This is a genomic window from Photobacterium sp. Hal280 (genome assembly GCF_037162255.1).
GTDB lineage: Bacteria > Pseudomonadota > Gammaproteobacteria > Enterobacterales > Vibrionaceae > Photobacterium.
In genome coordinates this window covers 663489-690173 of sequence record NZ_JARLUO010000005.1, presented here as the reverse complement: position 1 = coordinate 690173, position 26685 = coordinate 663489, and the positions used below count along the sequence as shown (strand labels likewise).

At 54.7% G+C, this 26685-nt stretch carries 21 protein-coding genes and 1 pseudogene; 11 read left to right on the top strand and 11 right to left on the bottom strand.

Annotated elements, in window-relative coordinates; all coding sequences use genetic code 11:
- The first annotated feature begins 1222 nt into the window (after positions 1-1222).
- Positions 1223-1453, top strand: coding sequence for a DUF2789 domain-containing protein (locus tag P4S53_RS12455; protein ID WP_337112913.1), 231 nt, complete (start codon positions 1223-1225; stop codon positions 1451-1453).
- 31 nt (positions 1454-1484) lie between these two features.
- Positions 1485-1772, top strand: coding sequence for a hypothetical protein (locus P4S53_RS12450; RefSeq protein ID WP_337112912.1), 288 nt, complete (start codon positions 1485-1487; stop codon positions 1770-1772).
- Positions 1773-1860: 88 nt separating this feature from the next.
- Here the strand turns inward: P4S53_RS12450 and P4S53_RS12445 are convergent, their stop codons facing one another.
- Both P4S53_RS12445 and syd read right to left on the bottom strand, forming a co-directional pair.
- Positions 1861-2631: a Zn-ribbon-containing protein gene (locus P4S53_RS12445; RefSeq protein ID WP_337112911.1), complete on the bottom strand. Its 771-nt coding sequence runs from the start codon at positions 2629-2631 to the stop codon at positions 1861-1863.
- 3 nt (positions 2632-2634) lie between these two features.
- Complete coding sequence (gene syd, locus P4S53_RS12440; protein ID WP_337112910.1) at positions 2635-3189, bottom strand: SecY-interacting protein; 555 nt, start codon at positions 3187-3189, stop codon at positions 2635-2637.
- Positions 3190-3256: 67 nt separating this feature from the next.
- Between syd and queF the strand changes: the two genes are divergently transcribed.
- The 5 genes and pseudogenes from queF to xni all read left to right on the top strand — a co-directional run bounded on the left by queF (position 3257) and on the right by xni (position 10662).
- The gene (queF, locus tag P4S53_RS12435; protein WP_337112909.1) at positions 3257-4102 is read left to right on the top strand and encodes an NADPH-dependent 7-cyano-7-deazaguanine reductase QueF; all 846 of its coding nucleotides are present in this window, start codon (positions 3257-3259) and stop codon (positions 4100-4102) included.
- A gap of 107 nt (positions 4103-4209) precedes the next feature.
- Positions 4210-6474 (top strand): tetratricopeptide repeat protein, encoded by a 2265-nt coding sequence (locus tag P4S53_RS12430; RefSeq protein ID WP_337112908.1) that lies wholly within the window; start codon positions 4210-4212, stop codon positions 6472-6474.
- A gap of 229 nt (positions 6475-6703) precedes the next feature.
- Positions 6704-8230 carry a GGDEF domain-containing protein gene (locus P4S53_RS12425; RefSeq protein WP_337112907.1) on the top strand — a complete coding sequence of 509 codons (1527 nt, stop codon included), beginning with the start codon at positions 6704-6706 and terminating at the stop codon, positions 8228-8230.
- 226 nt (positions 8231-8456) lie between these two features.
- Positions 8457-9829: pseudogene (gene ppnN / locus P4S53_RS12420) on the top strand (nucleotide 5'-monophosphate nucleosidase PpnN).
- 59 nt (positions 9830-9888) lie between these two features.
- Positions 9889-10662, top strand: coding sequence for a flap endonuclease Xni (xni, locus tag P4S53_RS12415; RefSeq protein ID WP_337112906.1), 774 nt, complete (start codon positions 9889-9891; stop codon positions 10660-10662).
- A gap of 23 nt (positions 10663-10685) precedes the next feature.
- Here the strand turns inward: xni and rlmM are convergent, their stop codons facing one another.
- The 4 genes from rlmM to P4S53_RS12395 form a co-directional block, all read right to left on the bottom strand.
- A complete protein-coding gene (gene rlmM, locus P4S53_RS12410) occupies positions 10686-11768 on the bottom strand; it encodes a 23S rRNA (cytidine(2498)-2'-O)-methyltransferase RlmM (protein ID WP_337112905.1) in 1083 nt (360 codons plus the stop codon).
- Positions 11769-11777: 9 nt separating this feature from the next.
- Complete coding sequence (locus tag P4S53_RS12405; RefSeq protein WP_337112904.1) at positions 11778-12152, bottom strand: DUF423 domain-containing protein; 375 nt, start codon at positions 12150-12152, stop codon at positions 11778-11780.
- Positions 12153-12191: 39 nt separating this feature from the next.
- Complete coding sequence (locus P4S53_RS12400) at positions 12192-12857, bottom strand: alpha/beta fold hydrolase (protein WP_442958661.1); 666 nt, start codon at positions 12855-12857, stop codon at positions 12192-12194.
- Between the two features lie 110 nt (positions 12858-12967).
- Positions 12968-13900 carry a transcriptional regulator GcvA gene (locus P4S53_RS12395; protein WP_337112903.1) on the bottom strand — a complete coding sequence of 311 codons (933 nt, stop codon included), beginning with the start codon at positions 13898-13900 and terminating at the stop codon, positions 12968-12970.
- 380 nt (positions 13901-14280) lie between these two features.
- Here P4S53_RS12395 and csdA point away from each other — a divergent pair, with 380 nt between their 5' ends.
- Entirely contained in the window at positions 14281-15495 is a 1215-nt protein-coding gene (gene csdA, locus P4S53_RS12390) for a cysteine desulfurase CsdA (protein ID WP_337112902.1), read from the top strand.
- Positions 15496-15510: 15 nt separating this feature from the next.
- Positions 15511-15951 (top strand): cysteine desulfurase sulfur acceptor subunit CsdE, encoded by a 441-nt coding sequence (gene csdE / locus P4S53_RS12385; protein ID WP_337112901.1) that lies wholly within the window; start codon positions 15511-15513, stop codon positions 15949-15951.
- 25 nt (positions 15952-15976) lie between these two features.
- On the opposite strand, the gene tcdA is transcribed toward csdE, so the two are convergent.
- Positions 15977-16783, bottom strand: a complete 807-nt coding sequence (gene tcdA, locus P4S53_RS12380; RefSeq protein WP_337112900.1) for a tRNA cyclic N6-threonylcarbamoyladenosine(37) synthase TcdA — start codon at positions 16781-16783, stop codon at positions 15977-15979.
- Positions 16784-16837: 54 nt separating this feature from the next.
- On the bottom strand, positions 16838-18034 hold the full coding sequence (gene mltA, locus P4S53_RS12375; RefSeq protein ID WP_337114475.1) for a murein transglycosylase A: 1197 nt from the start codon (positions 18032-18034) through the stop codon (positions 16838-16840).
- A 339-nt stretch (positions 18035-18373) separates the two neighbouring features.
- On the opposite strand from mltA, the gene P4S53_RS12370 reads away from it, so the two are divergent.
- A complete protein-coding gene (locus tag P4S53_RS12370) occupies positions 18374-18601 on the top strand; it encodes a hypothetical protein (RefSeq protein WP_337112899.1) in 228 nt (75 codons plus the stop codon).
- Positions 18602-18625: 24 nt separating this feature from the next.
- Here the strand turns inward: P4S53_RS12370 and P4S53_RS12365 are convergent, their stop codons facing one another.
- Positions 18626-19009 carry a DUF2850 domain-containing protein gene (locus P4S53_RS12365; protein WP_337112898.1) on the bottom strand — a complete coding sequence of 128 codons (384 nt, stop codon included), beginning with the start codon at positions 19007-19009 and terminating at the stop codon, positions 18626-18628.
- 217 nt (positions 19010-19226) lie between these two features.
- On the opposite strand from P4S53_RS12365, the gene argA reads away from it, so the two are divergent.
- On the top strand, positions 19227-20552 hold the full coding sequence (gene argA / locus P4S53_RS12360) for an amino-acid N-acetyltransferase (RefSeq protein ID WP_337112897.1): 1326 nt from the start codon (positions 19227-19229) through the stop codon (positions 20550-20552).
- 52 nt (positions 20553-20604) lie between these two features.
- On the opposite strand, the gene recD is transcribed toward argA, so the two are convergent.
- Both recD and recB read right to left on the bottom strand, forming a co-directional pair.
- Positions 20605-22746 (bottom strand): exodeoxyribonuclease V subunit alpha, encoded by a 2142-nt coding sequence (gene recD, locus P4S53_RS12355; RefSeq protein WP_337112896.1) that lies wholly within the window; start codon positions 22744-22746, stop codon positions 20605-20607.
- Positions 22746-26396 carry an exodeoxyribonuclease V subunit beta gene (gene recB, locus P4S53_RS12350; RefSeq protein ID WP_337114474.1) on the bottom strand — a complete coding sequence of 1217 codons (3651 nt, stop codon included), beginning with the start codon at positions 26394-26396 and terminating at the stop codon, positions 22746-22748. The genes recD and recB overlap by 1 nt, the downstream gene beginning before the upstream one ends.
- Between the last annotated feature and the right edge of the window lie 289 nt (positions 26397-26685).

Below are 26685 nucleotides of genomic sequence, written 5' to 3'. Positions count from 1 at the left end.
GAACGTGTCCGTTGATCTCCTGATCCGTTACTTCATCCTGAAATAACTCACTTCGACCTTCCTGGCGGTGTCCCTGCTTTCGTTCTGAAAGTATCCCTGTCTCTTCCTGAGCAGTCTCATCCTGAATACTGCAGCCGGCATCCCGCCATGTCCTGAACTGTCCTTAGCGTGAAAGCTATCCTCGCCTTCACTATCATCCCTAACCGACCCTGCTCCCTGGCCGTTATCCTGTTCCGTATGTCAATTCCTTCGACACTTCTAAGACTACGATAATTACGCGCCAGGCACAGTACCGTCTTTCACTTGCACATTGCCCGAAGATCAGGCCGCGAGCAATCGAGAGCATAATTAATTGAATTTAAAGTTAAATTTATCTATTTGTGCGTCGGGATAGATAACAGAAAACGCATATTTCTCACGATTTTGTGAGAGATCACTTACAAGATGACAGGCAAAATATGAAGCAGGGTTAATCGTAAACCGCCGTCGCAACTCAGAACAGCCGATACAGGGGATGAGACAAGGGCGCAGAAATGAGCTGGCTGTCAGCTTGCGGGCGCACAGCCGCCAGATTGCCACAGAACAGATATAAAAGAATGGGCGCAACTTGCGTTGCGCCCTTAGGTCTTACCTGTAGCTTCCTACTACGATGGTGCTCCCTGCATCATTCCTTTGTATGCTGTATCCTTCAGCGCTTCCCTTGTTGAACTTCATCCTGAAGTGTCCTGGTCTCCTGACCCGTTACCCATCCCGGGTGAACTCTCAACAGCCATCCTGGCGGTGTCCCTGGCTTCTTCCTGAAGCGTCATCCTTGTGTCATCCTGACGGCAAACATCCTGCTTGCACTGACTCCATCCTGCAGTCTCCGAACTGTCCATGTCAGCCCTCATCCTGAAGACCGTGTCTCTTCCTGAGACTGCCAACTCCGTGGCTCATGTTCCTGTTCCGTGTCAGCTCCTTCCGACAGGGTTAAGATTACGCGATATCCCGATGCGAACAAGCGCACATTGAGCCTCAGTGATCGCGCCGCATTGAGTCCGGCACGACAAAATAACATAAGCACTTGATAATAAGGAGTTATTTTTATGTTTTTAGGCTAACTGCCATAGCAAGACTTCAGTATGTCTTACAGGCTTGTAAGCGATCTCTCACAAACCACAGAGACGAATTGACGACTATTCCCCACTATACTTATGGCAAACACCAATTGGGGGATAGCAAAATGGAAACATTCAGCCACGACTTACACAGTTTATTCAATCAGTTAGGAATGAATTCGTCCAAGGAATCGATAGAAGGCTTCATTCGCGAGCATCACCTCAAACAGGACGAAACCATCGCCCAGGCTGATTTCTGGCAACCCGCCCAGCGCCGTTTTCTCAAAGAATCGATTGCGGAAGATGCCGATTGGTGCGAAGTGATTGATCAACTGGACGCTTTGCTACGAAAATAAGTGAACCCGAGCCACACTTTCAGGAAGAAGTATGTCATCTGCCATTACCGATGCGCTGGAGCGCGCCATATCCACACTCATCGCCGAAGGGAAAGAGCCCAGTGTCGCGCTGGTGAAAGCCCGCCTGCGCGAGCCTTTGCCTATGCCTGTGATCATTCAGGCCCTGAAAAGCTGGAAACAGCATGCCAAAGTGCCTGACATTAAAGCCAGTCAGGCTGCACCGGCCAGAGACAGCGAGCGCATTGCCGCGCTGGAGCAGCAAGTCGCCAGCCTGACCGCACGCCTTGCCGCCCTGGAACAGGCCCAGCAAGATAAATAACCTGTCTTGATCAGCAGTCACCGCCCGTTGCTTTGTGGTCACAGGCGGTGACTGCGTCGAACGGCGCATGGCGCCAACCGAGATTGAGCTACTGATAATCCCAGGACAAGTTAGACACCAGCCGGCACGGGTCGCATTTAAAATGGAAAATACCGTGGATCGGCTCATCCACCCGCCAGGCTTGGCCGCATTTAGGGCAAGGACGATCCGCCTCATCTGCCAGACTGATTCCCCCCACCCTGTACTGATAATAATAGGTAGGTACTTTGGTCAGGTATTCAACCCTGCCGCGTAAATCCCAGCCACGACGGAACAAATCACTGTCAGCATCACGGATTTCATGCAAAGCCGCGTGTTCAGCCTTACAGCCGCCGGCCATCTGTATTTCATCACAGGCTTGCCATTCAGTCTGCCACTTGACCAGGGCTTTATGATCCCCGTTAAAGGTCGCCGGTATCCGGTACAAAGGGATCGGCAATAAGCTGTCACCGCTGCGCAGCGGCGAGCAGGTGTGCACATAAGTGGTATACAGCACCTGCCAGTCCGGCGCTTCTTCGGCCGTGGCTTCCGAATTGATATCCCGTCCCAGCACTTTGATTTTCGGCGCCAGCAAACTGGCTTGTGTCAGCCGGTTGAGACCCGCTTTGACCTGCGGGCTGTGAAACTGGCTGTGCAGACTGGTTTTCTCCGGACACACAGCCCGTACTTTAAACACAGCTTCATCCATCACAACGGGGAATTCCCGCCCCAACACCTGACCGTTGTAGCGCAGCGCATCCATCAGGCCATTGATCGCCTGCTCCACTGCAGCAATCGTGGTGTTGTCAAAGCATTCAAATTGTAGCTCAACGACATACATGGCTTAACTCACCTTCACAACCGGTTCGAGCTGACGGATAAAAGTCTCGACATCGTACGCCAGCACCTCCCGGTCTGATTTGCCCAGCGTCTCGAGAATGACGTTGCCGGTCAGATTACAGATCGCAATCACCTGATCTTCTGCATCCATGACCCCGATAAAGACCGTCGGCTTGAGTTTCAGCCGGCGCTGAGTGACCAGATGACCCAGAATGTTCTCCTGCAGGCGCTCATGATCCGACTCGCTAAACACCTGCAGCAGGTCAAATTCCAGCGCGTTAAAGCGGGCAGCCATATCACCACTGAAAAAGCTGCCGTAAAACGCGGTAATATCCGGATGCAGGCGAAGCTCAATCCCCGTTTCAACGGCATCAAAACGGCCAGCAGGCTCACGCGCGACCGGCTTCCAGCTCACGGTATCGCCATTATCCTTTTCAATACAAGGGGATGTAAGGCCAATCAGATCGCTGCTGCAGGGCAGACTAGCGCGCTGATCGTGCCACACGTGAATAAAACGGGAAGAAAATTCAGCCAATGCGGCCGTTACAGGATGATTCATTCGCAACCTCAAGCAAGATTCAGTAAACTTTGCCTATTCTAATCCAAGTGTGTGTGTCCAGGACAATATGAGCAAATACAAAGACGCGAAAGAACTAGCCGGTTTAACTCTTGGCCAAAAAAGCGAATACAAAGATCAGTACGATCCCACGCTGCTGCAGGCCGTGCCGCGTAAGCTGAACCGTGATGATCTGTCGCTGGGCGACGACCTGCCATTCACCGGGTATGACATCTGGACCCTGTACGAGCTGTCCTGGCTCAACAGTAAAGGACTGCCTCAGGTGGCAATTGGTGAAGTGCGTCTGCCCGCCAGCAGCCCGAACCTGATTGAATCCAAATCTTTCAAACTCTTCCTGAACAGCCTGAACAATACCCGTTTCAGCAGCTGGCAGGAAGTGGCAGATATTCTGCAGAAAGATTTATCCGCCTGCGCCGGGATGGATGTGGATGTGACCATTCAGCCACTGAGTGACTTTACCGATCAGCCTATCGTGGATTTTGCCGGCCAATGCATTGATGAGCAGGATATTGAGATTACCAGTTTCGATTTTGAACCTGAGCTGCTGAGCAATGCCGCCCGTGGCGAGGTGGTTGAGGAAGTGCTGCACAGCCATCTGCTGAAATCGAATTGCCTGATCACCAGTCAGCCAGACTGGGGCAGTGTGCGGATTGCCTATAAAGGCAAGCAGATCGATCGTGAGAAACTGCTGCGCTACCTGGTCTCTTTCCGCAATCACAATGAATTCCACGAACAATGTGTTGAGCGGATCTTCATGGATCTGATGCGTTTTTGTCAGCCGGAACGACTGACGGTTTACGCCCGCTACACCCGTCGTGGCGGTCTGGATATTAACCCTTACCGGACCAATCAGGGCAAGACACCAAGCAACAACGATCGCATGGCACGTCAGTAAAGGCTCGCCTGCTTCGCAGTCAAGTCCGGCAAATCGCTTTACTTTGCTGGACTTGACGTCATGAGGCAGTAATATGAGGGCCGTGTTTCCTGATGGATAAGTGCGCTATGAACTGTCGTGACTGGCTCTTCAGCATCCTGCTTTTGTTTCTCACCGCCCTGCCGGTTCAGGCGAAGATTTATGCCACCCCAATTCTGGCCGATGCCGATCTCCTGTTGGAAACCAGCCCGGAAAAAGCGCTGGAAATCACCGAACGCTACCTGAACCAACGACGGCTTAGTGTGCCTTCCGACAGCTCTCGCGTCCATGTCAATGAAGAAACTGACCATTCTGTCCGCACGCCGCTGAGCACCATCAATGCGCTGCAAATCAAAGCCAGAGCGCAGTCTTTGCTCAATGCGCAAAGCGACGCCATTCGCACCATTAACCAAGCCGAAGCATTGGCGGTTGAAAACGCGTTCAGCTATACGCTGCTCGAAACCCAGCTCATTCATGCCGATATTCTCTGGCAAGGGATGGGCGATGCCTCCGCCGCGGCGGCCCGGCTGGATAAAATCGATCAGGTCATCGCCGGTGATGAAAAACTGCAACGCAGTGAACAGATCAAAACACTGCAGTATCAGTTGCTGATGCTGCGTGCCGATATGGAATCGACCCTGGGCGATGAAAAACAGGCAGAGAAAATGTATATCCGTGCCAAGCGTGATCTGTCTGAACTTGAGGATAGCAAAGAGGAAATCAACTTCCTGCTCAGTCACGGGATCCATTATTTGCGGCACCAGCACTATGATCTGGCCCTGGATCGCCTGCTCAGCGGCTACTGGCTGGCACAGGAAAAAGACGATCACGGCAAAATGGCGATCGCCAATCTGGAGCTGGCTACGCTCTATGATGAACGCAAAGTCTTTGACAAGGCACTGGAACACGCGACGCAGGCAGGGGAGTTTTTCGAGCACTTCAATCGCACCATCCCGCTGGCCCGCACGCTGGCGCTGATCGCCAATATTTACGAACAGCAGGGCCGCTACAACCTTGCACTGGTGCATTACTTCAATGCACTAGATCTGGAAAACCAGCTGCGCCTACCCACGCGTTCCTCCAAGCTACGCCTGAGTATCGCCCGCGTTTATCTCAAACTCTATAACTACCCGAAAACCGAACAATATCTGCACCATGCCCGTCAGCTGGCGCAGGAAAGCGATGATGACATCACGCTGATCAAGACACAGCTGCTCCAGGGACAGCTTGAACTGGCAGAAGATAAAACCGAGCAGGCGATCTCGACCATTCAGGCGGCCCTGCTGGCGGCCAGCCGTTTGCCCAAAGCACAACCAGCTCTGCAAATGCAGGGAGAAATCAGCCTGTCGGCCGCGTTTGAGAAGCAGAAAGACTATTACAACGCTCTGCTGAGCCAACGCCGCTATGAGCAGTTGTATGCCTCTTTGCAGGAAAATCAGGTGAAAAGTAATGCCGAAGTGTTCCGCCAGCAGCAACGCATGATGGCGCGGGCGCTGCAGTTGGAAGAACTGGAACGGCAGCAATTCACCCAGGAAAAAGCCCTTTACCAGCAAAAGAACATCTCCACAGTGCTGTTCATCGGTCTGCTGCTGGCCCTGCTGGTGCTCTGGTACCGTCACCGTTCTGCACGCAGCTGGCGGGAGCGCCTGACACTGCTGCGGGATGAATTCTACACCCACCCCCGCAGCGGCCTGCGTAACCTGAGAATGCTCAATGCCAGACTCTCCAGCTCACTGCAACAGAGCAGCGCGCATTTCGAGCAGTGGCACCTGGGGGAAATCATCAACGAACCCCTGAGCGACCGATTACGCTTTGCCCTGTTTGAAGTCCCGCTACTCAAACATGTCTATCTGGAACATGGCTACCAGCAGGGACTGGCGCTGGAACGCCAGTTTGGTGATTACCTTAAAGCCCAGATTTGCGAGCCGGCCCGTCTGTACCATTTTTCCGATGCCATGTTCCTGTACATAGAACCAAACTCGCGCCTGGAAAGTGCGCCTCAGCAGCTGGCAGATTCCATCAAACAACTGGTGGACAATTTCATGAACGACAGGCAGCTCGACAGCCGGGTACGCATCGGGATGGCCGAGTACCCTTTCCTGCCCCGGGCCTGTACCGCCATCAATGATCAGGAACTGATCGACATTCTGCTGATGGCTACCCATGCCGCCCGTCAGATAAGCAAAACCGAAACCGGCAGCCAATGGGTGCATCTGAGTGCCATTGAAGCAGCCCCGGCCGCCAGTTTCGCCGGCGAGAATATTCGCCGCGCATGCATACTGGCGATGGACAAAGGGCTGGTCAGGGTACAAACCTCCTCCCATCAGGAATATGACTGGCGTCGGCACCTCTGAGGAAAAAACGCTCAGTATTTCCGCTGTTTAGAGGTACAAAGATCACGAAATCGCATAAAAAGCACGCGAGCGTTTGTGTCTGGGAAAACAAGCCGTTAATAATGTTCAACTCATCAGAACATTTTTGCTAACATCCGAGCTTGCACAGCGCCTGGCGCTGGGTGTAACGGATGTTTAGATAAGGTAATCATTAGTCGACGTGACTGCGAAATATAATGCAGCTTCTGATGTGAGTGAATTGAAGCTGCGTTTGGATCAGGCTCAATTGTCCTACCGTGATGTGTCATTAAAATCGCGTCGTGAAATCGTTATATTAAAACGCCTGATTGCCCGTATGTCTGTCGCCTGTAAAGGCTTGGATAGCGAGCTGGACAAGCGGCTTGATACCCTGCGTACCGATCTGGAACAAAACAAAGATATCAGCAAGATTGTGCCGCATCTGGCCCAGGTCGAACGGTTATTGCTCCGGCAAACGTCAACCCATTCGACCATGGAACGCCTGTCTGATCTGATCCGGCAAAGTTCTGAAAGCCTGAAACGCATCCCAGCCCTGCCGGTTCAGCTCAAACGCGACATCCATGATCTTCTGTCGCAGGCGCCTGATTCACTTCACCACAGCCACCAGCAAATCACCCAACTGTTCGGTCTGTATGATCGCGCCCTGAAATTACTGACAGTGCCGGTCAGCATCGAACGTGAATCGCGCTCAAAAGACAATGATTTACAGCATAAGCTCTGCAACGAGCTGCAACAAATCATCACAGAGCTGGATGCTGAGGGGGAATCCGGCGAACAGTTACTGGCCATACGGCACCAGTTGCTCGCCGGTGTCGAGCCCATTGCACTGGTCGAGCTGTGCCTGGAAGTGTTGCGGTTGGCGCTGGACAGCTTTATTCACGAACGCCGCCATTCGCAAAAATTTCTGGATGTCATCAGCGGCGATCTGGCGGCACTGGAACAGACGACACGCCAGACCGCCGATCAGGGACAAGCACTGCACAAGCACCGCGCTGAACTGACTGCCGAGCTTGGGCAACTGTCCGACCGCTTCCACCACGCGCTGAGGCAATACACCAACCTGGAGAGCTGGCGCGGCGCCGCACATACTCTTGATACCTCACTCAGACAGCTGGTCGAGCGCCAGCGCTCGCTGGAAAACCGTGAACAGGCGCTGCTGGAGCAACTGCATTATCACCAAAACCGTGCCGAGCACCTGTATCAGCAAACGCAGACCCAGCATCGTCAGATTGAAGATCTGCAACGCCGGATATTCCTTGATCCACTGACCCGCGTTTACAACCGGGCAGCGTTTCATGACCGGCTGGAGCACGAATACCGCCGCTGGATTCGCTATCAGCACCCGCTGTGCCTGGCCGTGGTTAATATTGATCACTTCGGGGAGCTCAATGACAACTACGGCTTCCAGGCGGGCGACAAAGTGCTGAAGATTATCGCCCGTACCCTGCACCAGCATCTCAGAGATACGGATTTTATCGCCCGGGTCAGCAATGACGAGTTCATGCTGATCCTGCCTGATATTGCCGAAGATGAGCGTCATCGCCGTTTGTCCGGTATTCGTGAAGCCATTTTGCAGCTCCCCTTCCGGTTCAGGGAAAAGAACGTCACGATTTCGGCTTCTATCGGCGCGACGCTGTTTGATGATACGGACACGCCGACCAAAGTCATCGAACGGGGACAAAAGGCCCTGTCCAGCGCCAAACACGCTGGCCGCAACCACCTGATCTGGATCGCTTAATCACTGATAATTCACTCAGTCAGCGGTTCTTCCAAGCTCTAACTCACTGCTACACAACCTCTTTTTTCATCCAACCCTAGGCAAACCTGAGAAGCCTGTGTATGTTCAATAATACGGGCCAGGAAAAATGCCCGGTATTTCCATCCGCGGTCAATTTTTTATCCGCCAGGAAAATCGCTTACATACAGAAGCATCAGCGTCTGTATTCGTCTCCAGGGAGGTAAGCATGATTACACACATCAGCCCGGTTGGTGCGATGACACTGCTGTCGCAGCTCGAAGTGGACAGTCTGAAGGCCACAGCGGCCAGCGACCTGTATCGCCTGTACCGCAACTGCTCACTGGCTGTACTTAATTCAGGCAGTAACAGTGACGATTCCAACGCACTGCTGGAACTCAATAAGTCATTTGATATCAATGTTCTCAGAAGAGAACGCGGGATAAAACTCGAACTCAAAGATCCGCCCGATCACGCTTTTGTCGACGGTAAAATTATTCGCGGTATCCAGGAGCACCTGTTTGCCGTGCTGAGGGACATTATTTACGTCAACGTCCACGTCAACCAGCGCAACGATTTAAACCTGACCAGTGCACCGCACATCACCAATTTCATCTTCAGCATTCTGCGGAACGCCCAGACCGTCCGCTCACGGGAAGATCCCAATATCGTGGTCTGCTGGGAGGCCACTCCATTAACCCGGAAGAGTATCAATACACCCGGGATGTCGGCCACCAGCTGGGGCTGCGTGAGATGAATATCTGCACCGGCTGCGGGCCCGGCGCCATGGAAGGGCCAATGAAAGGCGCGGCCATCGGCCATGCCCAGCAAAGATACGGTAAAAGCCGCTTTATCGGCCTGACCGAACCATCGATCATTGCCGCCGAGCCGCCCAACCCTATCGTCAATGAACTGGTGATCATGCCAGATATTGAAAAACGGCTGGAAGCCTTTGTCCGTGTCGGCCACGGCATTATCATCTTCCCGGGCGGCGCAGGGACTGCCGAAGAGCTGTTGTACATCATCGGGATTCTGATGCATCCGGAAAATCAGGATCAACCTTTGCCCGTGGTGCTCACCGGCCCGAAAAGCAGTGAACCATATTTCCGTACCCTGGACAGCTTCGTGCGCGATACTCTGGGTGAAGAAGCAACCAAACATTATCAGATCATCATCGATGACCCGGCGAAAGTAGCCCGCATCATGAAAGCGGCAATGCCGCAAACCAAAGAATACCGTCAGGAAACCGGGGATGCGTATTGTTACAACTGGTCGTTGAAAATCCCGCCGGAATTTCAGCTGCCCTTTGAACCCAACCATGAGGCCATGGGCAGTCTGGATCTGCACTTCAACCAGCGGCCGGAACAGCTTGCCGCGAATTTACGCCGTGCATTTTCCGGGATTGTCGCCGGCAACGTCAAAGAAGAAGGGATCAAAGAAATTGAACGCAAAGGCCCTTTCCTGATTAACGGCGATCCTTCCCTGATGAAGCGTATGGATAAGCTGCTCAAAAATTTCGTCGCTCAGCGACGCATGAAACTGCCGGGCAGCGAATATATTCCCTGCTACCGGATCCTCACTCACCCGGACATGGTGAAATAATTTGCCATGCAACGTAGAATACAGGGCCAGCAGGCCCTGTTTTACGATTGTTGATCTATATGTCCATACACCTAGTCGTCATTGATGCCCTCAACCTAATCCGCCGTGTCCATGCCGCCCAGCCGGGCGAGCCCGATATCGCCAGCACCAGTAAAGTGTGTTGTCAGGCGCTGAGTAAAATTATTGCCATCAGCCAGCCAACCCATATCGTGGCGGTGTTTGACCATCATGGCGATGACAGAGGTTGGCGGGCTGAGCTGCTGCCCAATTACAAAGAGGGGCGCAAACCGATGCCGCCGGAACTGCAGGCGGGGATGGATCAGATCCAGGATGATTTCATGGCGCTGGGCGTCGACTCCCTGCTGTCGGACGGCGATGAAGCCGATGATCTGATTGCTACCCTGGCGCTCAAAGTGGCCGACCATGGCGGTCAGGTCACCATAGTGTCAACCGACAAAGGCTACTGCCAGCTTCTGCGCCCGACTGTGATGATCCGTGATTACTTCCAGCAGCGATGGCTGGACAGCCCCTTTATTGCAAAAGAATTCGGGGTCCGTCCTGAACAACTGCCCGATTACTGGGGACTGGCGGGGATCAGCTCAAGCAAAATTCCGGGCGTACCGGGCATCGGCCCGAAAGCGGCGTGTGAATTGTTGCAGCAGTACCCGGATCTCGACAGTATTTTGTCCGCGGACAATCTCCCGGAGAAATGGCGTAAGAAAATCGAGCCCAACAAAGACAGCGCAAGAGCCAGTAAAGCGGTTGCCCGGCTGAAAACTGATTTAGAGCTTGGCTTTAATTTACAGGATATCCGGTTTCAGACGGCGGGCTGAGCTGCCCGCCGCTCATTGTTCGGCTAGTGAGGACTGCGGTTATCCAGACTCTGGATATGGACCGTGATTTCTTCACGATCATGGTAGAGGTGCTTGGCCTGCAGACGGAATTTCAAGCCATTCTGAATCAGAAAAACTTTCAGGTTTTCGATATCCTGCAGCACTTCTTCATAACGGCCTTTCATCGGCAGCTTCAGGTTAAAGATAGTTTCTTTCGCCCAGCCCTTAATCAGCCACTGCCCCATCAAGTGCGCAACGCGGGCCGGTTTTTCAACCATGTCGCACACCAGCCAGGTCACATTCTTACGCGGCGGCTCAAATTTAAAGCCATCCACCATGTGATGCTTCACCTGGCCGGTATCCATCAGGCTCTGAGCCATCTGGCCGTTATCGATAGCATGTACAAACATGGAGCGCTTCACCAGCTGATAGGTCCAGCCACCCGGGCATGCCCCGAGATCCACACCCCACATCCCCGAGGCCAGTCGCTCATCCCACTCTTCGCGCGGAATAAAGACATGAAATGCTTCTTCCAGCTTGAGGGTAGAACGGCTCGGCGCATCCGCCGGGAATTTCAGCCGTGGGATCCCCATGAAAAATGGCGAGTTGTTATGAGTGTAGGAGTAGCCGATAAAACAGCAGCCCGGTGCCGTAAAGCACAAGTGTAACACCGGCTTTTTCGGGTTATCTTTCGCATACAAAGCCCCCTGCTTACGAAAGGCCTGACGCAATGGCACAGTAAACTTGCGGCAGAACTTCAGCAGCTCTTTGGCTTCGTTGGTGTCCGGCGTTTCAACCCGCAGATCGCCACAACGCGGCAAGGCTTCCGCCTCAGCCAGAATAGGACTGATCCGATCATCGGTCGGTAAATCTTCCAGACGTGCTGTCACGACCAGCATCTGACGGGCAAAAATCAGCTCAGAAAACGGCTGTAGTTGCACGAACTGATCAGCATCCCCGGCCTGATAAAATTCAAACAACACATAACCGGTATTTTTCTTCGCACGCGGAAAGCCAAACAATTCGAGTTTATTGGCTTTATCCTGCACCTCTCCGGCACATTCGTTTTCAAATCCCTGACGGCAGTACAACAGAACCTGATTCACCACGAGTCCTCACGCAGAACGCCAGGCCGCCACAGCAAGTGACAACCAGGCTAGAATAAAACACAGTCCCCCCAGTGGTGTTACGGGACCAAGCCACTTCATCCCCGTCAATGCCAGCAGATAAAGGCTGCCACTGAACAGACAGATCCCCACTGCAAATAACAGGGCCGCGTATGATAGCGCTTTTGCAGAAAAATTGCGTGCCCAAATACCGCAGCCCAACAATGCCAGACTGTGCCAGAGCTGGTAATCCACTCCTGTCTTAAAAACATCCAGTAAATTCGGGCTCAGTTGCCCTTTCAGTCCGTGGGCGGCAAAGGCTCCCAAACCTACCCCAATGGCACCGCTGATCGCGGCAAAAACAATCATACTCCGGCTCTGCATTCACTCTGTCCTTCTGTGGTCTGTATTCATGGATTGCTCTCAGTTTGATACGCACTGACGAATAAACCGGGCCAGCACATCGACAGCCTGGGTCAGGTTGCCGGCTTCACTAAAGCCCGAGGCTTTGCGTGGTTTGAAGCTGTGGTCACCGTCCGGCAGAAAAGACAGCGTCACTGTGTCGGCATAGCTCCACCCTTCCGCCTCACTTCGGGTACCAAAAGTATCGCGCTCCCCCTGCAGGATCAGGGTCGGCACTACGATTGTTTTCAGATGATCGCCGCGAAAATTCTCCGGTTTACCCGGCGGATGAAACGGAAACCCCAGACAGGCAACGCCGCAGACTTTGTCCTGACAGTTGCGCACATCCGGCGTCGATTCGGCAGCTTCAGTCACCATCAGGCTGGCCATGCGACCGCCCATCGATTTGCCGCCGATCACCAGCGGCCCATCCTGACTGAAATGCTCAATATGACGCTGAAAGTCCGCCAGCAGCTTTGGCTGCCGGTCCGGTGGGCGCTTTTTGCCGTCTTCCCGCCGTTTCACCATATAAGGGAAATCAAAACGCACCACGCGAATCCCTTCAGCAGCCAAGCCTTGGGCTATCGCCGCCATAAACGCATGATCCATCCCGGCACCGGCGCCGTGGGCAAACAGAAAGGTGGCCGCAAACTGGCCGTTTTCTGGTGTCGTGATCAGGTATTCCACTGATTTCCTCTCATCCTCTATTGCCAGGCTGTGCCAGTATTACTGGCACAGCCTGATTGTTAATCACTCGTCGGCCGATGCAGATTCGGGCGAACGCTGTTGATATCAAGCTATCGCTTCAGCCTGATATTCAGGCTGGGGAGCGGCCCTTCTTCCTGCTCTTTGCGGGCTTTCTCCAGCACCCAGTCACGGAAGATCTGAATCCGGCCGGTCTCGGCCTGCTTTTCCTGGCACACCAGATAAAAAGCATTTTTACTCAGCAACGCCTCATCAAACGGGCAGACCAGTCGCCCGGCTTCCAGCTCAGGCTGCGCCAGCACATTATTGGCCAGTGCAATGCCCTGGCTGTGAATCGCAGCCTGCAACACCATAGTCGAGTGACTGAAAATCGGCCCCTGGTTGACATTGGCGCCCGGAATATCGAACTCACGCATGTAGTTTTTCCATTCCTTGCGCGAGCCGTCGTGTAACAGGGTATGTGTTTGCAGGTCAGCCAGAGTATCCAGCGGTTTAGGACCACTGAGCAGCATGGGGGAACAGACAGGCACCAGAAATTCCTGATACAACCGGTCGCAACGCAGCCCGGGCCAGTTGCCGCGGCCATAATAAATGGCCACATCCACATCATCAGTCAGCGAACCTTCATCCAGATCCACCGCTTTGATTCTGACATCAACATCAGGATGCTGCTGATTAAAGTCGCTCAGCCTGGGCACCAGCCACTGGATGGCAAAACTAGGAGATAAACTAATGGTCAGTGCCCCTTTTGAACCCCGTTCCAAAACTTTGTCGGTGGCATCGGAAATAGCACTGAAGATATCTTTCAGATCGAGAAAATAGCCTTGCCCCTCTTCGGTCAGCAGCAAGGATCGATTACGCCGGCGAAACAGCTTCAGGCCCAGAAATTCCTCCAGCGCTTTAATCTGGTGGCTGACAGCGGCCTGAGTTACAAACAGCTCCTCCGCCGCCCGGGTAAAACTCAGGTGCCGGGCGGCAGCCTCAAATACTTTCAGCGAATTAAGTGGTGGGAGTCGTCTTGACATAATGTCCTGCCATACTGGTTGCATTAGTTTTTTTATCCACGTCATTATAAATTGTCGATTGTTCAAGTACCACAGAAACCCTAAGATTGGCGCCGCAATCTCAAGGGTAACACGCTGTAATTTTGCTTCATCGCAGAATTGTTTATCAGATTCCCTTACCCCTCAGATTGCAATGTTGTGTTTGCATATTGCCCGGTCTCTTCTGGGCGGGTAGCCGGAGTGCTACCGATTTACTTCCTGTTTTTTGACCTGTCTGTCAAAATTTCTTTATGGCACTGCGCCCCAACGCGGTGCCATTTTTTAGATAATCCCCCCGCAACCCTTGCCTCAGTGACGGATAATAAGGAAGATCGTCCCATACACCAGACAATGAGCTCAGTATGACCATCCCATTTGATATTCAGGCGATCCGTTCGCAGTTTCCGGCATTACTTGATGCACAGCACCCGATCACTTTCCTCGACAGTGCTGCAACCACGCAAAAGCCGCTGGCCATGATTCAGTCTCTTGACAGCTTTTACCGGCAGCACAGTGCCAATGTGCACCGGGGAAGTCATCAGCTGACAGCAGGTCTGACTCAGCGTTTCGAACAGGCCCGTGATACCGTCAGAGCACTGCTCAATGCCAGAGACAGGAAAGAAATCATCTGGACCCGCGGTGCAACTGAGGCACTCAATCTGATCGCACAGTCCTGGGCGCGCAGCATTCTGCAGCCAGGGGATGAGATCCTGGTCAGCGAGCTGGAGCACCATGCCAACATAGTGCCCTGGCAGATGGTCGCCGAACAGACAGGCGCCACTGTGGTGAAAATCCCGATGAAACACGACTGTACGCTGGATATGGATGCGTTTCATCAGCGACTCGGCGCCAAAACCCGCATTGTCGCGGTTGCTCACATCACCAATGTCACCGGCACCCGGAATCCGATTGAAACCATGATCGCCGCAGCTCACGCTCACGGTGCCATTGCCGTGATTGATGGTGCTCAGGGTATAGTGCATGAAGACGTCGATGTGCAGGCGCTGGATGCCGATTTCTATGTATTTTCAGGCCATAAGCTGTACGGCCCTTCGGGCATTGGTGTGTTATACGGCAAACAGGCGTTGCTTGAAGCCATGCCGCCCTGGCACGGCGGCGGCAAGATGGTCGAAAAAGTATCCTTCGAAGGCACTCGCTACACCGGATTACCGGGCAAGTTTGAAGCCGGTACACCGAACATATCCAGCACTATCGCGCTGGCAGAGAGTATTCACTGGCTCAACCGTATTGACCGTCAGGGTGCTGAACGCCATATTCACGCGCTCCGCCAAAAAGCACTGGATGGGATAAAGGATATCGACGGCTTGCGGATTATCGGCCTGCAAGCTGACGCCAGCCTGTTTTCGTTTGTAGTTGAGGGGATTCACCATCAGGATATCGCCACCCTGCTCGATGAACAGGGCGTGACGCTGCGTGCCGGCAATCACTGTGCCCATCCGATGCTGGATGCGCTGGGGTTAACGGGGACTTTGCGCGTTTCTTTTGCCCTCTATAATACCGAAGAAGACGTCGCCTGCTTTGTCGCGGCTTTGCATAAAGCCTGTGACCTGCTGTAACCAGAGAGAGTGTCCATGACCCTATTCACCGATTTACCAAGCCATCCATTCGGCACCACAATTACTCCTGAAGACATTCTGGCCAGGATGCAGGCGAGCAGCGGCTGGGAAGACAGATACCGCCACGTGATTCAGTTTGGCAAGCAACTGCCCGCCCTGCCTGAAACGCTGAAAAGTGAGAACGTGAAAATCAGTGGCTGTGAAAGCCAGGTGTGGTTGCTTCAGCGCTGTGAAAACGGTCATTACCATTTCGCCGCCGACTCCGACGCCAGAATTGTCAAAGGGCTGATTTGCCTGGTGCTGGCCGCTTATGAGGGAAAAACCGCTGAGCAGATTCTGGGGTTTGACATCGACGGGTATTTCGAACAGCTGGGATTACTGGCGCACCTGAGCCCGTCACGCAGTAACGGCCTGAAAGCCATCGTCGACGCCATTCTCGCTCACGTGAGCCGCTGACACACGGCTCACGCAGCGGCGGCTGTCAACGGTGTTTTTCGATCAGTTTTTGTACAATGCGGGAAACCGCCACAAAACCAAAGGTTGCGGTGACCATAGTTGCCGCGCCAAATCCGGTTGCACAGTCCATCCGTTTCGGCCCTTCCGCGGTCGATTTGGCCTCGCAGACGCTGCCGTCCGACTGAGGATATTTGAGCTGCTCAGTCGAGAACACACAGTCAATCCCGAATTTACGGGCCGGATTTTTGCTGAAATTGTAAAACCGGCGCAGCATATTGCGGATTTTTGCCGCCAGCGGATCCTGAATGGTTTTGGCCAGATCAGCGATCTGAATCTGGGTCGGATCGATCTGGCCGCCCGCACCGCCTGTGGTAATCACCTTGATTTTATTGCGTTTGCAGTACGCCAGCAACGCCGCTTTGGGCTTCACACTGTCGATCGCATCCAGCACATAGTCAAACTGACTGCCGATGTACTCGGGGATGTTTTCCGGGGTAATGAAATCATCAATCAGGTTCACTTTGCAATCCGGATTGATCAAGGCAATGCGCTCGGCCATCACCTCAATCTTACTGCGGCCGACCGTCCCCGACATGGCATGGATCTGACGGTTGATATTCGTCACGCAGACATCATCCATGTCGATCAGCGTCAGCTGGCCGATACCAGAACGGGCCAGCGCTTCAGCTGCCCAGGAACCCACACCGCCAATCCCGATCACACACACATGCGCCGCTCTCAGGATCTCAACTTCCTGATGCCCGTACAGTCTGCGGGTACCACCAAAACGCTGGTTATAATTGTCTGATGCTGGAGTGTCGGGATGCTGCATAACGGCCTGTCAGAGTGTGTTGAGAATGAGCGCGTTTTTATACGCGCTCTGGGGTCAGTTGTCCAGTCCCTGCGCCTGTTGAGCCGGCTGGGCCACAACGGCTTCCTCATTGAAGGTCAGCGTGGTATCCACCGGCGATACCACCGCTTTCTGGCTGGCTTCGATTCGCTGTTCTGTCAGCTCAGCGTCGGTGTCCGGCGTCAGTCCCAGTTTCCATACCCGGCCAAAATGCTTGTAATGACCGGCATCAATGCCGGCCTGAGCGCCCATACCATGGTAGAGATCCAAATGATTGCGCTTGACTGCACCGCCGGTATCGAGCGCCATCAGCAAGGTTAACACATGCTGGCCATTCCAGTTGCCGTCCGCATCCAGCTGAGGCACTTCCGCCAGCAGCACGCTGCCCATCGGAAAAAATTCGCGATCAGCCGCCACCGAGGCCATAGGTAACAGCGGAATCCCCGCCGTGCCTAAGACATCCAGCTCGTCGCGCGGGCGGAAGAAAACATAAGACGGATTCTGCTCCAGCAGTTCACGTACTGTGGCATCATCATGCTGGCTGACCCACTCGGCGATCGCTTTGAGCGACATTTTCTCCCTCGGTACCTCACCGCGCTCAATCAGCACTTTACCAATGCTGACATAAGGATGGCCATTCTTACCGCCATAAGCGAAATACTGCAGCTCGTCATTGTCCTCGAAATGGACAAAACCACTGCCCTGCACTTCCATCATGAACACATCCAGCTTGGAGGCCGAATAACCCAGCTCCAGGCCCAGCCCTTCCAGGGCGCCGTTATAAATCTCGGCACGGGTCGGACATTGGCCGTGACATTCCGGCATCGCGTATACCGGGTATCTGAACCTGTCGTCCTGCTCGTGCCGCAATTCGATCACCGGCGAGAAATAGCCGGTGAACATCACATTACCGTAACCGTCACCGCCGCCCATCTGCTCAGTTGTCAAACCGTACTGAGCGAACGCTGTCGGATCGCCACCGTTTGCTGCCCAGTCTTTCACCTGCTGATACAAGTTCTGATAACGCAGCGTCATAGACGGAGACCGGCTGAGCACTTGCTCTGCCTGGGCCTCGAAGCGGCTGTAATCACGCGGTTTATCCGAGACCACATTGGTAACCGGGTTCAGCAGATGATCAAACTCGCCATCCAGGTATTGCTGGCCGCGATCAACCGGTCTGGCACACGCAGCCAGCCCGAACACGCAAGAAACGAGAGTCAGTTTTCTTAGCAGGGAAAATTGTTGGAACACAGAAATGCCTTAGTAGTATCGACAGGTTAACGTATGGCAGGTCTCATCAGACATACCATGTCTATATAAAGCCACAATGTTAGGCCTTTTTATCATAACCAATGTCAAAGTCTTGTTTTGATTGTCACGAAAGATTAATAATACGCACTGATTGTCATATAAGTGTCACAATAGAACGGTTTAATAAAAACGTCATATAAACGACACCATTGACCACAGGACCCAAAGGTCGGTGTAGATACAAAACAAAAAGACAGACCGCAATGCGAGCACCTTTACGGGCCTTAAGCCCCAGAACATGACTTTTCAGGAAGGACTGGCATGAACAATCAGTTTAAAGTTGGCAAAGAAACCTTACTTGATCCAAACGCTATCGAATATCAGTGGATTCGCAATCTGGCCAGTGACGGCAATTCTGCGCAACAAATCAATACGGTGATCCAGCGTTGTCTGGGAGGCACAGCCCAGACCGCCGATACGCTGCGCAAAGTGGCGCTGAATAAATTGCCGGTCCATCAGCTGTTTTCCCGGCTCAGGGAAGAAGAATAAATTCGGGGCAGCCCGCTCTTGATTTTAAGAGCCCTGTTTCGTCCCCTGGCGTGAGAACGAAGACACATAATGTGCCGGCTGCTGGCGGATAAACTGCCCTTCTTCAAAGGTATACCGGTAAGTATCATCCCCCATGCGATAGCGCAACTGGCTGCCATCCCATTCATAGGTCGTACTGACCAGACGGCCTGACACATAGACACCATTGGCTCTGAGTTCGAACTGATCGGCGGCGTATGGGGCCACGTCCTGCTCTATCCAGGTACCATAAATGCTGGGCTCAGGTGTCGGGGTAAACCAGTCTCCTTTGGCTGCTCCCACTGCAATAAAGCCACTTAATGCAAGACCGCTCACCAAAATAAACAGTACTGTGGCTGCCTGCCACCGGGTGTAATTCTTGAATGCCATTAACATTGCCAGTCATCCGCACGTCCTACAACTATACGCTTATCTGGCGTCCCTTCTCCTTACCGAATAAGTACGCTATGTCAGAATGGGATCTCGACTCAATATTTTCCTCCGGACACAGCGTGTCCTGAGTGATTTTCATGCTTGCTGAGCAGAGGATAAACAGGCAACATGCAGGCATGCTTGTTCCCTATTAATTTTTGTAACGGAAGACAGAGTGAAGCTCAGAAGCACTGCGCTGGTGAAAGGCTTTCGCCAATCAGCGCCTTATGTAAATGCCCACCGCGGCAAGACACTGGTCATTATGCTGGGCGGCGAAGCCATCGCCGATAACAACTTTCGCAATATCGTGAATGATATCGCCCTGCTGAACTGCCTCGGACTGCGTATCGTCCTGGTGTATGGCGCCCGTCCGCAGATCTCCCACCTGCTTGATGTACACGGCTACAGCACCCCGTACCATAAAAGCGTCCGGGTGACCGATGAGCGTTCACTGGAAATTGCCAAGCAGGCCGCAGGTCAGCTCCATTTAGATATCACAGCCCGTTTCTCTATGGGCCTGAACAATACGCCCATGGCAGGCTCGCAGATCAATGTGGTCAGCGGCAATTTCGTCATCGCTCAGCCTTTGGGGATTGATGACGGTATCGATTACTGTCACAGCGGCCGCATCCGCCGCATCGATGTCGACGGCATCAGGCGCCAGCTGGATCAGAACAGCATTGTGCTGCTTGGCCCGATTGCCAGTTCGGTCACTGGTGAGTGTTTCAATCTGACCTCGGAAGAAGTGGCGACTCAGGTGGCGATCCGGCTGGAAGCCGATAAACTGATTGGCTTTTGCTCTCATCAGGGCGTGCGGGATGCACATGATCAGATTGTTTCTGAAATGCTCCCCGCTGAAGCCGAAGCCACATTGCAGCGACTGACAGAACAAAACAAAGCCGATTCAGGCACCGCGCGCTTCCTGCGTGGCGCGATGACCGCCTGCCGGGCCGGTGTGCCGCGCAGCCACCTGATCAGCTATAAAGAGGATGGCGCCCTGATCCAGGAGCTGTTCTCTTTTGACGGGATAGGGACGCAAATCGTCATGGCCAGCGCGGAAAAAGTCCGGGGCGCGAACATCGATGATATCGGCGGGATTCTGGCGCTGATCCGCCCGCTGGAGCAGGATGGGATTCTGGTTCGCCGCTCCCGCGAACAGCTGGAGCAGGAAATCAAACAATTTACGGTGATCGAACGGGACGGCCTGATCATCGGTTGTGCGGCGCTCTATTCCTTTATGGAAGAGCAGATGGGCGAGATGGCCTGTGTGGCCGTGCATCCTGACTACCGCGACGGTGACCGCGGCTCCCTGCTGCTCAACCGTATTCGCCATCAGGCGCGCACTCAGGGGCTGAAACAGCTCTTTGTGCTGACCACCCGCAGCCTGCACTGGTTCAGGGAACACGGTTTTATCGAAATCGATGTGTCTGACTTACCGATGGCGAAACAGGCGCTTTATAACCTGCAACGCCGCTCAAAAATTCTTACCCTGGCACTGTAAGCCGCGACCGCCAGTCCATGACTGGCGGATCAGCTGTTATTCGCCTAAGCCGTTATTCGCTCAGGCTGGCTTCCAACCCACTGGCCCGCTCAATACAACGCTGAATGCTGCGTTGCAGCACCTCCGGCTGAGTATACAGATACAGGCGTTCCCTGGCCCGGGTCACGCCGGTATACACCAGTTCCCGCGTCAGGATCGGACTGAAATCCGGCGGTAGGATCATCAGAGTATCGGCGAATTCCGAGCCTTGTGATTTATGGATGGTCATCGCATACACCAGCTCATGCTCCGGCAGACGGCTGGGTAAGAAGCTGCGAATGCTGCCGTCCGGCATGTCGAAATACACGCGAAGGGCCAGGCGTCCTTTGCTGTCGGTCCGGCCGTCAGGATCCGGCATCGCAATCCCGATATCCCCGTTGTACAACCCCAGACCATGATCGTTGCGGGTGATCATCACCGGCCGCCCGACATACCAGGTTTCCTCACCGGGGGCGATCAGCCCCTCTTTGGCCAGTTGCCGTTCAATGCGGGCATTGAGTCCTTTCACGCCAAAATCCCCTTCCCTGAGTGCGCACAGCAGCCTGACGCTGGCAAACGCCTGCAAGACCTCTCCGGGTGCTTGCCCCTCCGCAATCGCTTCCAGATAGCGGCGATAAAAAACGGACATCTGTGTGATCAGACGCTGGTAATGCTCGGCGCTGAGCGGGTACTGATGAATATCGGCAAAGTTCTGTTGCCACACGGCGGCCAGCCTGTCGGGCAGACCACTATTGATGGCTTTCGCCAGTTGCCCGATGCCTGACAAGGCATGAAAACGGTAGCTTTTCTGCAGGACACACAAACAATCAGCGACCGGACTTTGCCCGCCTGACGGCCCGGCCGGCAGCACAAAGCCCGTCATTTCACTGAGCTGCCTGGCTTGATTGGCACTGTAACCCTGGCTGGAAAACGCACAGATATCCCCCAGCACTGCGCCCGCCTCCACCGACGCCAGCTGATCTTTGTCTCCCAGCAGAATCAGCTTGCAGTGCGCAGGCAGGGCTTCCAGCAGGCGGGCCATCATCGGCAAATCGACCATAGAGGCTTCATCCACCACCAGCACATCGGCGTGCAGCGGATTGGCGGCGTGATGCCGGAAAGCGGCCCGGCCCGGAATGGCGCCGAGTAAACGGTGCAGCGTGCTGGCCTGAGTGGGAATGGCCGACTGAACCGCCGGCGGCACAGGTAACGACTGAACTGCCTTACCGATCGATTCGGTCAGACGTGCAGCCGCCTTTCCGGTCGGCGCCACCAGCACAATATGGGGCACACGGGCTAAATCCAGTGTTTCAGTATCGGGTTGCTCCTGCATCACCAGTGCCGCCAGCAACTTAGCCACTGTGGTGGTTTTCCCTGTCCCCGGCCCGCCGGAGATCACAGCAAACTGACGACTGAGAGCAGTCGCGGCCGCCACTTTCTGCCAGTTCAGACAAGCGGCATCCGGGATCAACCGATCCAGCGGCGCCAAATCGGAAAAGCGCTGCGCCTGACACAATACACGGTCGATCGCCTCCCAGTTCAGCGACTCCGGCGCCACCACATCCAGTTGATCGCACACCATCATCCGGTGCTGTTCCGCACTGTCATTGCCGCTTTGCCGCAAGGCTGCCAGCGCGTCATACACAGCGCGGTAATGGCGTGAAAACAGAGTATCCAGCATGCTGGCCTGCCGCGCTCCCCGGACAGTTCCCTGCCCGGCGGATGCCAGCAGCCGCTGCGCGACAGTCTGTTCATACTGCCAGTAACGATGCAGATACAGCCGGTTGTCAATCAACACCAGCGGCGTGGGCTGAGAACCATCCGAGACGGCGGCGGACTGGCGCAGCACAGACGACCAGCTGGCGGGCAAACGCCAGGCGGCAGGCAATGCCGCCAACAGCGATTCAGCCATCTCTCTCGGCAGCCCCAGAGGCGCGCTGCTCGCCGTCGCCAGCGGCAGGCAAACATGGCCGCGTCCCAGTTCCTGGCTGAGCCAGGCAGCCGCCACCGCCAGCACCTGTTGCGAGGCTTCATCATCGTGTCCGCTGACCGACTGGCAAATAAACTTGGCAAACTGACTGTCCAGCGGCCGTAACACGCCCTGACGGGTCAGGCGATCAAGCTGAGCGATGACCGTCGCCGGTCCGGTATCTGTGGCAGGATTGAACATCGTCATCAGGCAGGCTCTCCCTGGCTGATCTGACCATCAATCAGTTGTTCCAGTTCGTTCAGCAGTGCATGGCTTGGCCGGGCATGAAAAATACCACTGTGATCTTCGGCCCGTATGCCCCGTAAAAACAGGTAATACACACCGCCAAAATGCTGCTGGTAATCGTAATCGGCTTTTCTGCTTTTCAGAAAGCGGTGTAACGCCAGCGCATAGAGCTGATATTGCAGATCATAACGGTGCTCGCGCATCGCCGTATCCAGCGCCTCACCCCGGTAAGCCTCATGCGTGTCGCCCAGCCAGTTCGATTTCCAGTCCAGCACGTAATATTTCCCCTGATATTCAAACACCAGATCGATAAACCCTTTCAGCATCCCGCTGACCGTTGTAAATCCCAGCTCCCCCGCTTTGGCCGACAAGGCATCATGCCGGGCCAGCGTTTTATTCAACAAGGCGGATGACAGCAGGTGAATCGGCAGCATAAATTCCATCTCGACCAGACGCTGCGGCGGCTGAAGGTCGCCAAGACGCAGATCCTGACCATCCAGGGCACAGTTCAGTACCTGGTTCAGCAATTGCTGCAATACCGGCAGCCACTCGGGATCGTAATTTTCCTGCCGCAGTAAATCCGTAATCACTTGGGTGGTGGCTGCGCTGTCGGCTGCAGCCGTAAATTCAATATTCTCGAACAGGCTGTGCAGGAAGGTGCCCGGCCGGGCGCCTTTCGGAAAGGTGAACACAGAGCGCTCCGGTTCGGCAATGACCATATCTTGGTCCGGATCATCCAGCAGGCTGTCTTGTGATGAATCGGTATCAAAGCCGGGCAGCTCACTGGTGGCATCCAGTGCAGCGTGGCCCTGTTTCACCAAGGCGGAATAGCTGGTGATCCACCAGTTGTGTTCAACGGGATGTAAAAAGCGGGCCGCTTGCGGCACAGGCTGCTCGGTAATCGCCGGCTGCCAGAGCGATTCAGGCAGCGAGGGCGGTGCTTCCACACAGATATCCTCACTCTGCGCCAGCCTGGTGAGCGCCTCAGACAGCTCGGCGAGCCCGCCTTCTTTGCCGTTCTGAATCAGATACCCCATCGCAGACAGATGCAGCCCGGTCGGCTCCTTGGTGCTGCGGCCATTGCGCAGCGGTGCCATGCCGACATAACAGCCATACACGGCCCGGGTCAGCGCCACATAAATCAGACGCAGATCCTCGGCCAGTCGCTCTTGCTCGGCCAGCGCCAGACTGTGCGCTTCACCGCTGACATCCAGCACCGCCTGCTGAGACTGGGGATCATGATACAAGGCGGTTTCCGTACTGCGGTAGCTGCAGACAAACGGCAGAAAAACCAGCTCATATTCCAGTCCTTTGGATTTGTGGATGGTGACGATTTGCACCAGATTCCTGTCGGACTCCAGCCGCAGTTGCTGTTCGTCGCTGTTCCCGTTGGGCGAGGCCATATGTTCAGCCAGCCAGCGGATCAAGGCCTGATCACTGTCCAGCGTCTGACTGGCCTGCTGCAACAGCTCGCCCAGATGCAGTAAATCCGTCAGTCTGCGCTCCCCGCCGTTTTCGCCCAGCAAACGCTCGGCAATCTGGCGCCGTGTGAACACATGGCGCATCATCGGCAGCACGCCGCGGCGCAGCCACAGGCTGCGATAGTCACGAAACTCCGCAATCCAGCGCTCCCATTCGTCCTCCTCGTTATTCAACCGGTCGAGCTGAAAAGCGCTGAGCGCAAACAAAGGAGTGGCCAGCGCAGCCCGCAAGCTGGTGTCCTGCTCCGGATGCAGCACGGCCACCAGCAAGCGCAGCAAATCTGCCGCTTCCTGACTGGCAAACACACTGTCGCGGTTCGACAGATACACACTGGGGATACCCTGAGCAGCCAGCGCCTGACGCACCAGTGCCGCTTCCGAGCCGGTCCGCACCAGCACAGCAATATCACCGGCCGACACCGGCCGCTGCTCGCTGCCTTTCACCAATAACGCCTGGTGATCCTGAGCCTGGGTCAGAATGGCCTGGATCTGCGCGGCCGTCGCGGCCGCCATCGCCTGTTGATACTCCCCTTTGCTGACCGGGGCGTCAGCGTCCATCTGCCAGAAACACAGCGCTGGCTGACGCTCACCCTTAAGCTGCCAGTGCTTGCTCTGGGCATTCGGGCTGGGATGAACGGGCAAAAACTGAATATCGCTGTCATAAATAAACGGACTGTCCGGCAGTGCAAACACCCGGTTTGCCGCTGCAACCATGCTGGCGGTCGAACGCCAGTTGGTGCCCAGCGTATAGTGGGCGCTGACCTGCCGCCTTGCCCGGATATAAGTAAAAATATCCGCACCGCGAAAAGCGTAAATCGCTTGTTTAGGATCGCCAATCATGAACAATCCCGAGACCGTCGCGGTATCACCGGGTTCGGTCTGATCGCCGGGCATATAAACCGTGCTGAAGATCTGGTACTGGAGCGGATCGGTATCCTGAAACTCATCAATCATGGCAACCGGATACAAATGACGGATCCGGGCAGCCAGTGCACCTTCGCCCGTGTCTTTGTCTGTCAGTAACGCGGCCGCCAGCTGGGTCAGCAGATCATCAAATGACAGCCACCCTTTGCGCAGCTTGGCCTCAGCCAGCAGTTCCCGGCAGGCCTGAATGGCATGGGCCAGAACCGGCTCTCTGACGCTGGGCCTGGCGGCCAGCAAGTCATGAATGGCGGCAAACACCGGATGTCGCGGCACCGCGCCCTTGGCGGTTTTCTCTTCCAGCACCGTCTGATCAAATTTTTCCAGCGCTTTGGGCAAGCTGTAATCCAGCGTTGGCTGGGTCGACCACTGTCCGACTTCATCGAGGGCTTTAGGCAGACTGGTTTTGGTATAGCTGCGTTTATTCACCCCTGAGTCACTGATCAGCGCCAGAAACTCTGCCGCATGCTCGCGCCAGCCCTGCTTTACCGCCTCAATCCGCTGCAGATTCTGCTGATGCAGTTGTTGCAGATCACCCGACAGCGGCGGAGCCAGCAACGTCACCGGCGCGCCGGACAGAAACCCATTGATGTCTTTGAGCAGTGCTGCCGGTGCCGGCCAGCAACGCCGGATTTCGTTCGCCAGTTCGCGAGGCAGCGGATAAAAATACCGGCGCCAGTAATCCGCCGCCACCTGGGCCCGCAACTGGCTTTCTTCGGTGATGAATTCATTGGAAAACAGGCTGCCAGACTCGAAGGCGTTTTGCGTCAGCATACGCTGGCAGAAACCATGAATGGTGAAGATCGCCGCTTCATCGATTTGTCTTTCTGCCTGCAGCAGCAAGGCGGCCGATCGGGCATGATCCGGCAGATCATGCAACAGGGCAGCCAGCACAGGATCCTCACTGGTGCCGCGACTGAAGGCGATCCTGGCATCATGAATGCGGCGGCGGATCCGGTCACGCAGCTCCGCTGTTGCCGCTTCGGTGAACGTCACCACCAATATCTTATCCACCGTCAGTGGCTGCGGATACGCCGTCTTGGCATCACCGTGTCCGAGCAGCAAACGCAGGTACAAGGTCGCGATGGTAAAGGTTTTCCCTGTCCCCGCTGATGCTTCTATCAGTCGCGTGCCGTGCAGCGGAAACACCATAGGTTCCAGTGTTTGCGGCAAAATGGCAGATACCTCTGTTGATGGGGTTAAAGTCATGGTCGTCAACCGCTTCCTGTTGTCAGGCTCGCTGCGGCTCATGCACTCAATCCATCAGCCGCAGCAACAATAATTTAGGTTTCAGGCAGCATCAATGATGGAACGCTGCCGCTGGTTTCAAAGCACTGTGTGATCGCTGACTGATTGGCGCTCAGCCAGCGTATTTTATTCTGATTCATCTATCACTATGGGATACGTTTCACATTTTCGGTGCCGGCCTTTCGGTAGTATCGCTGCCAAGAAATTTGGTCTACCTCTGGACCTTGTGGCCGACCGGTGAACACCCTAC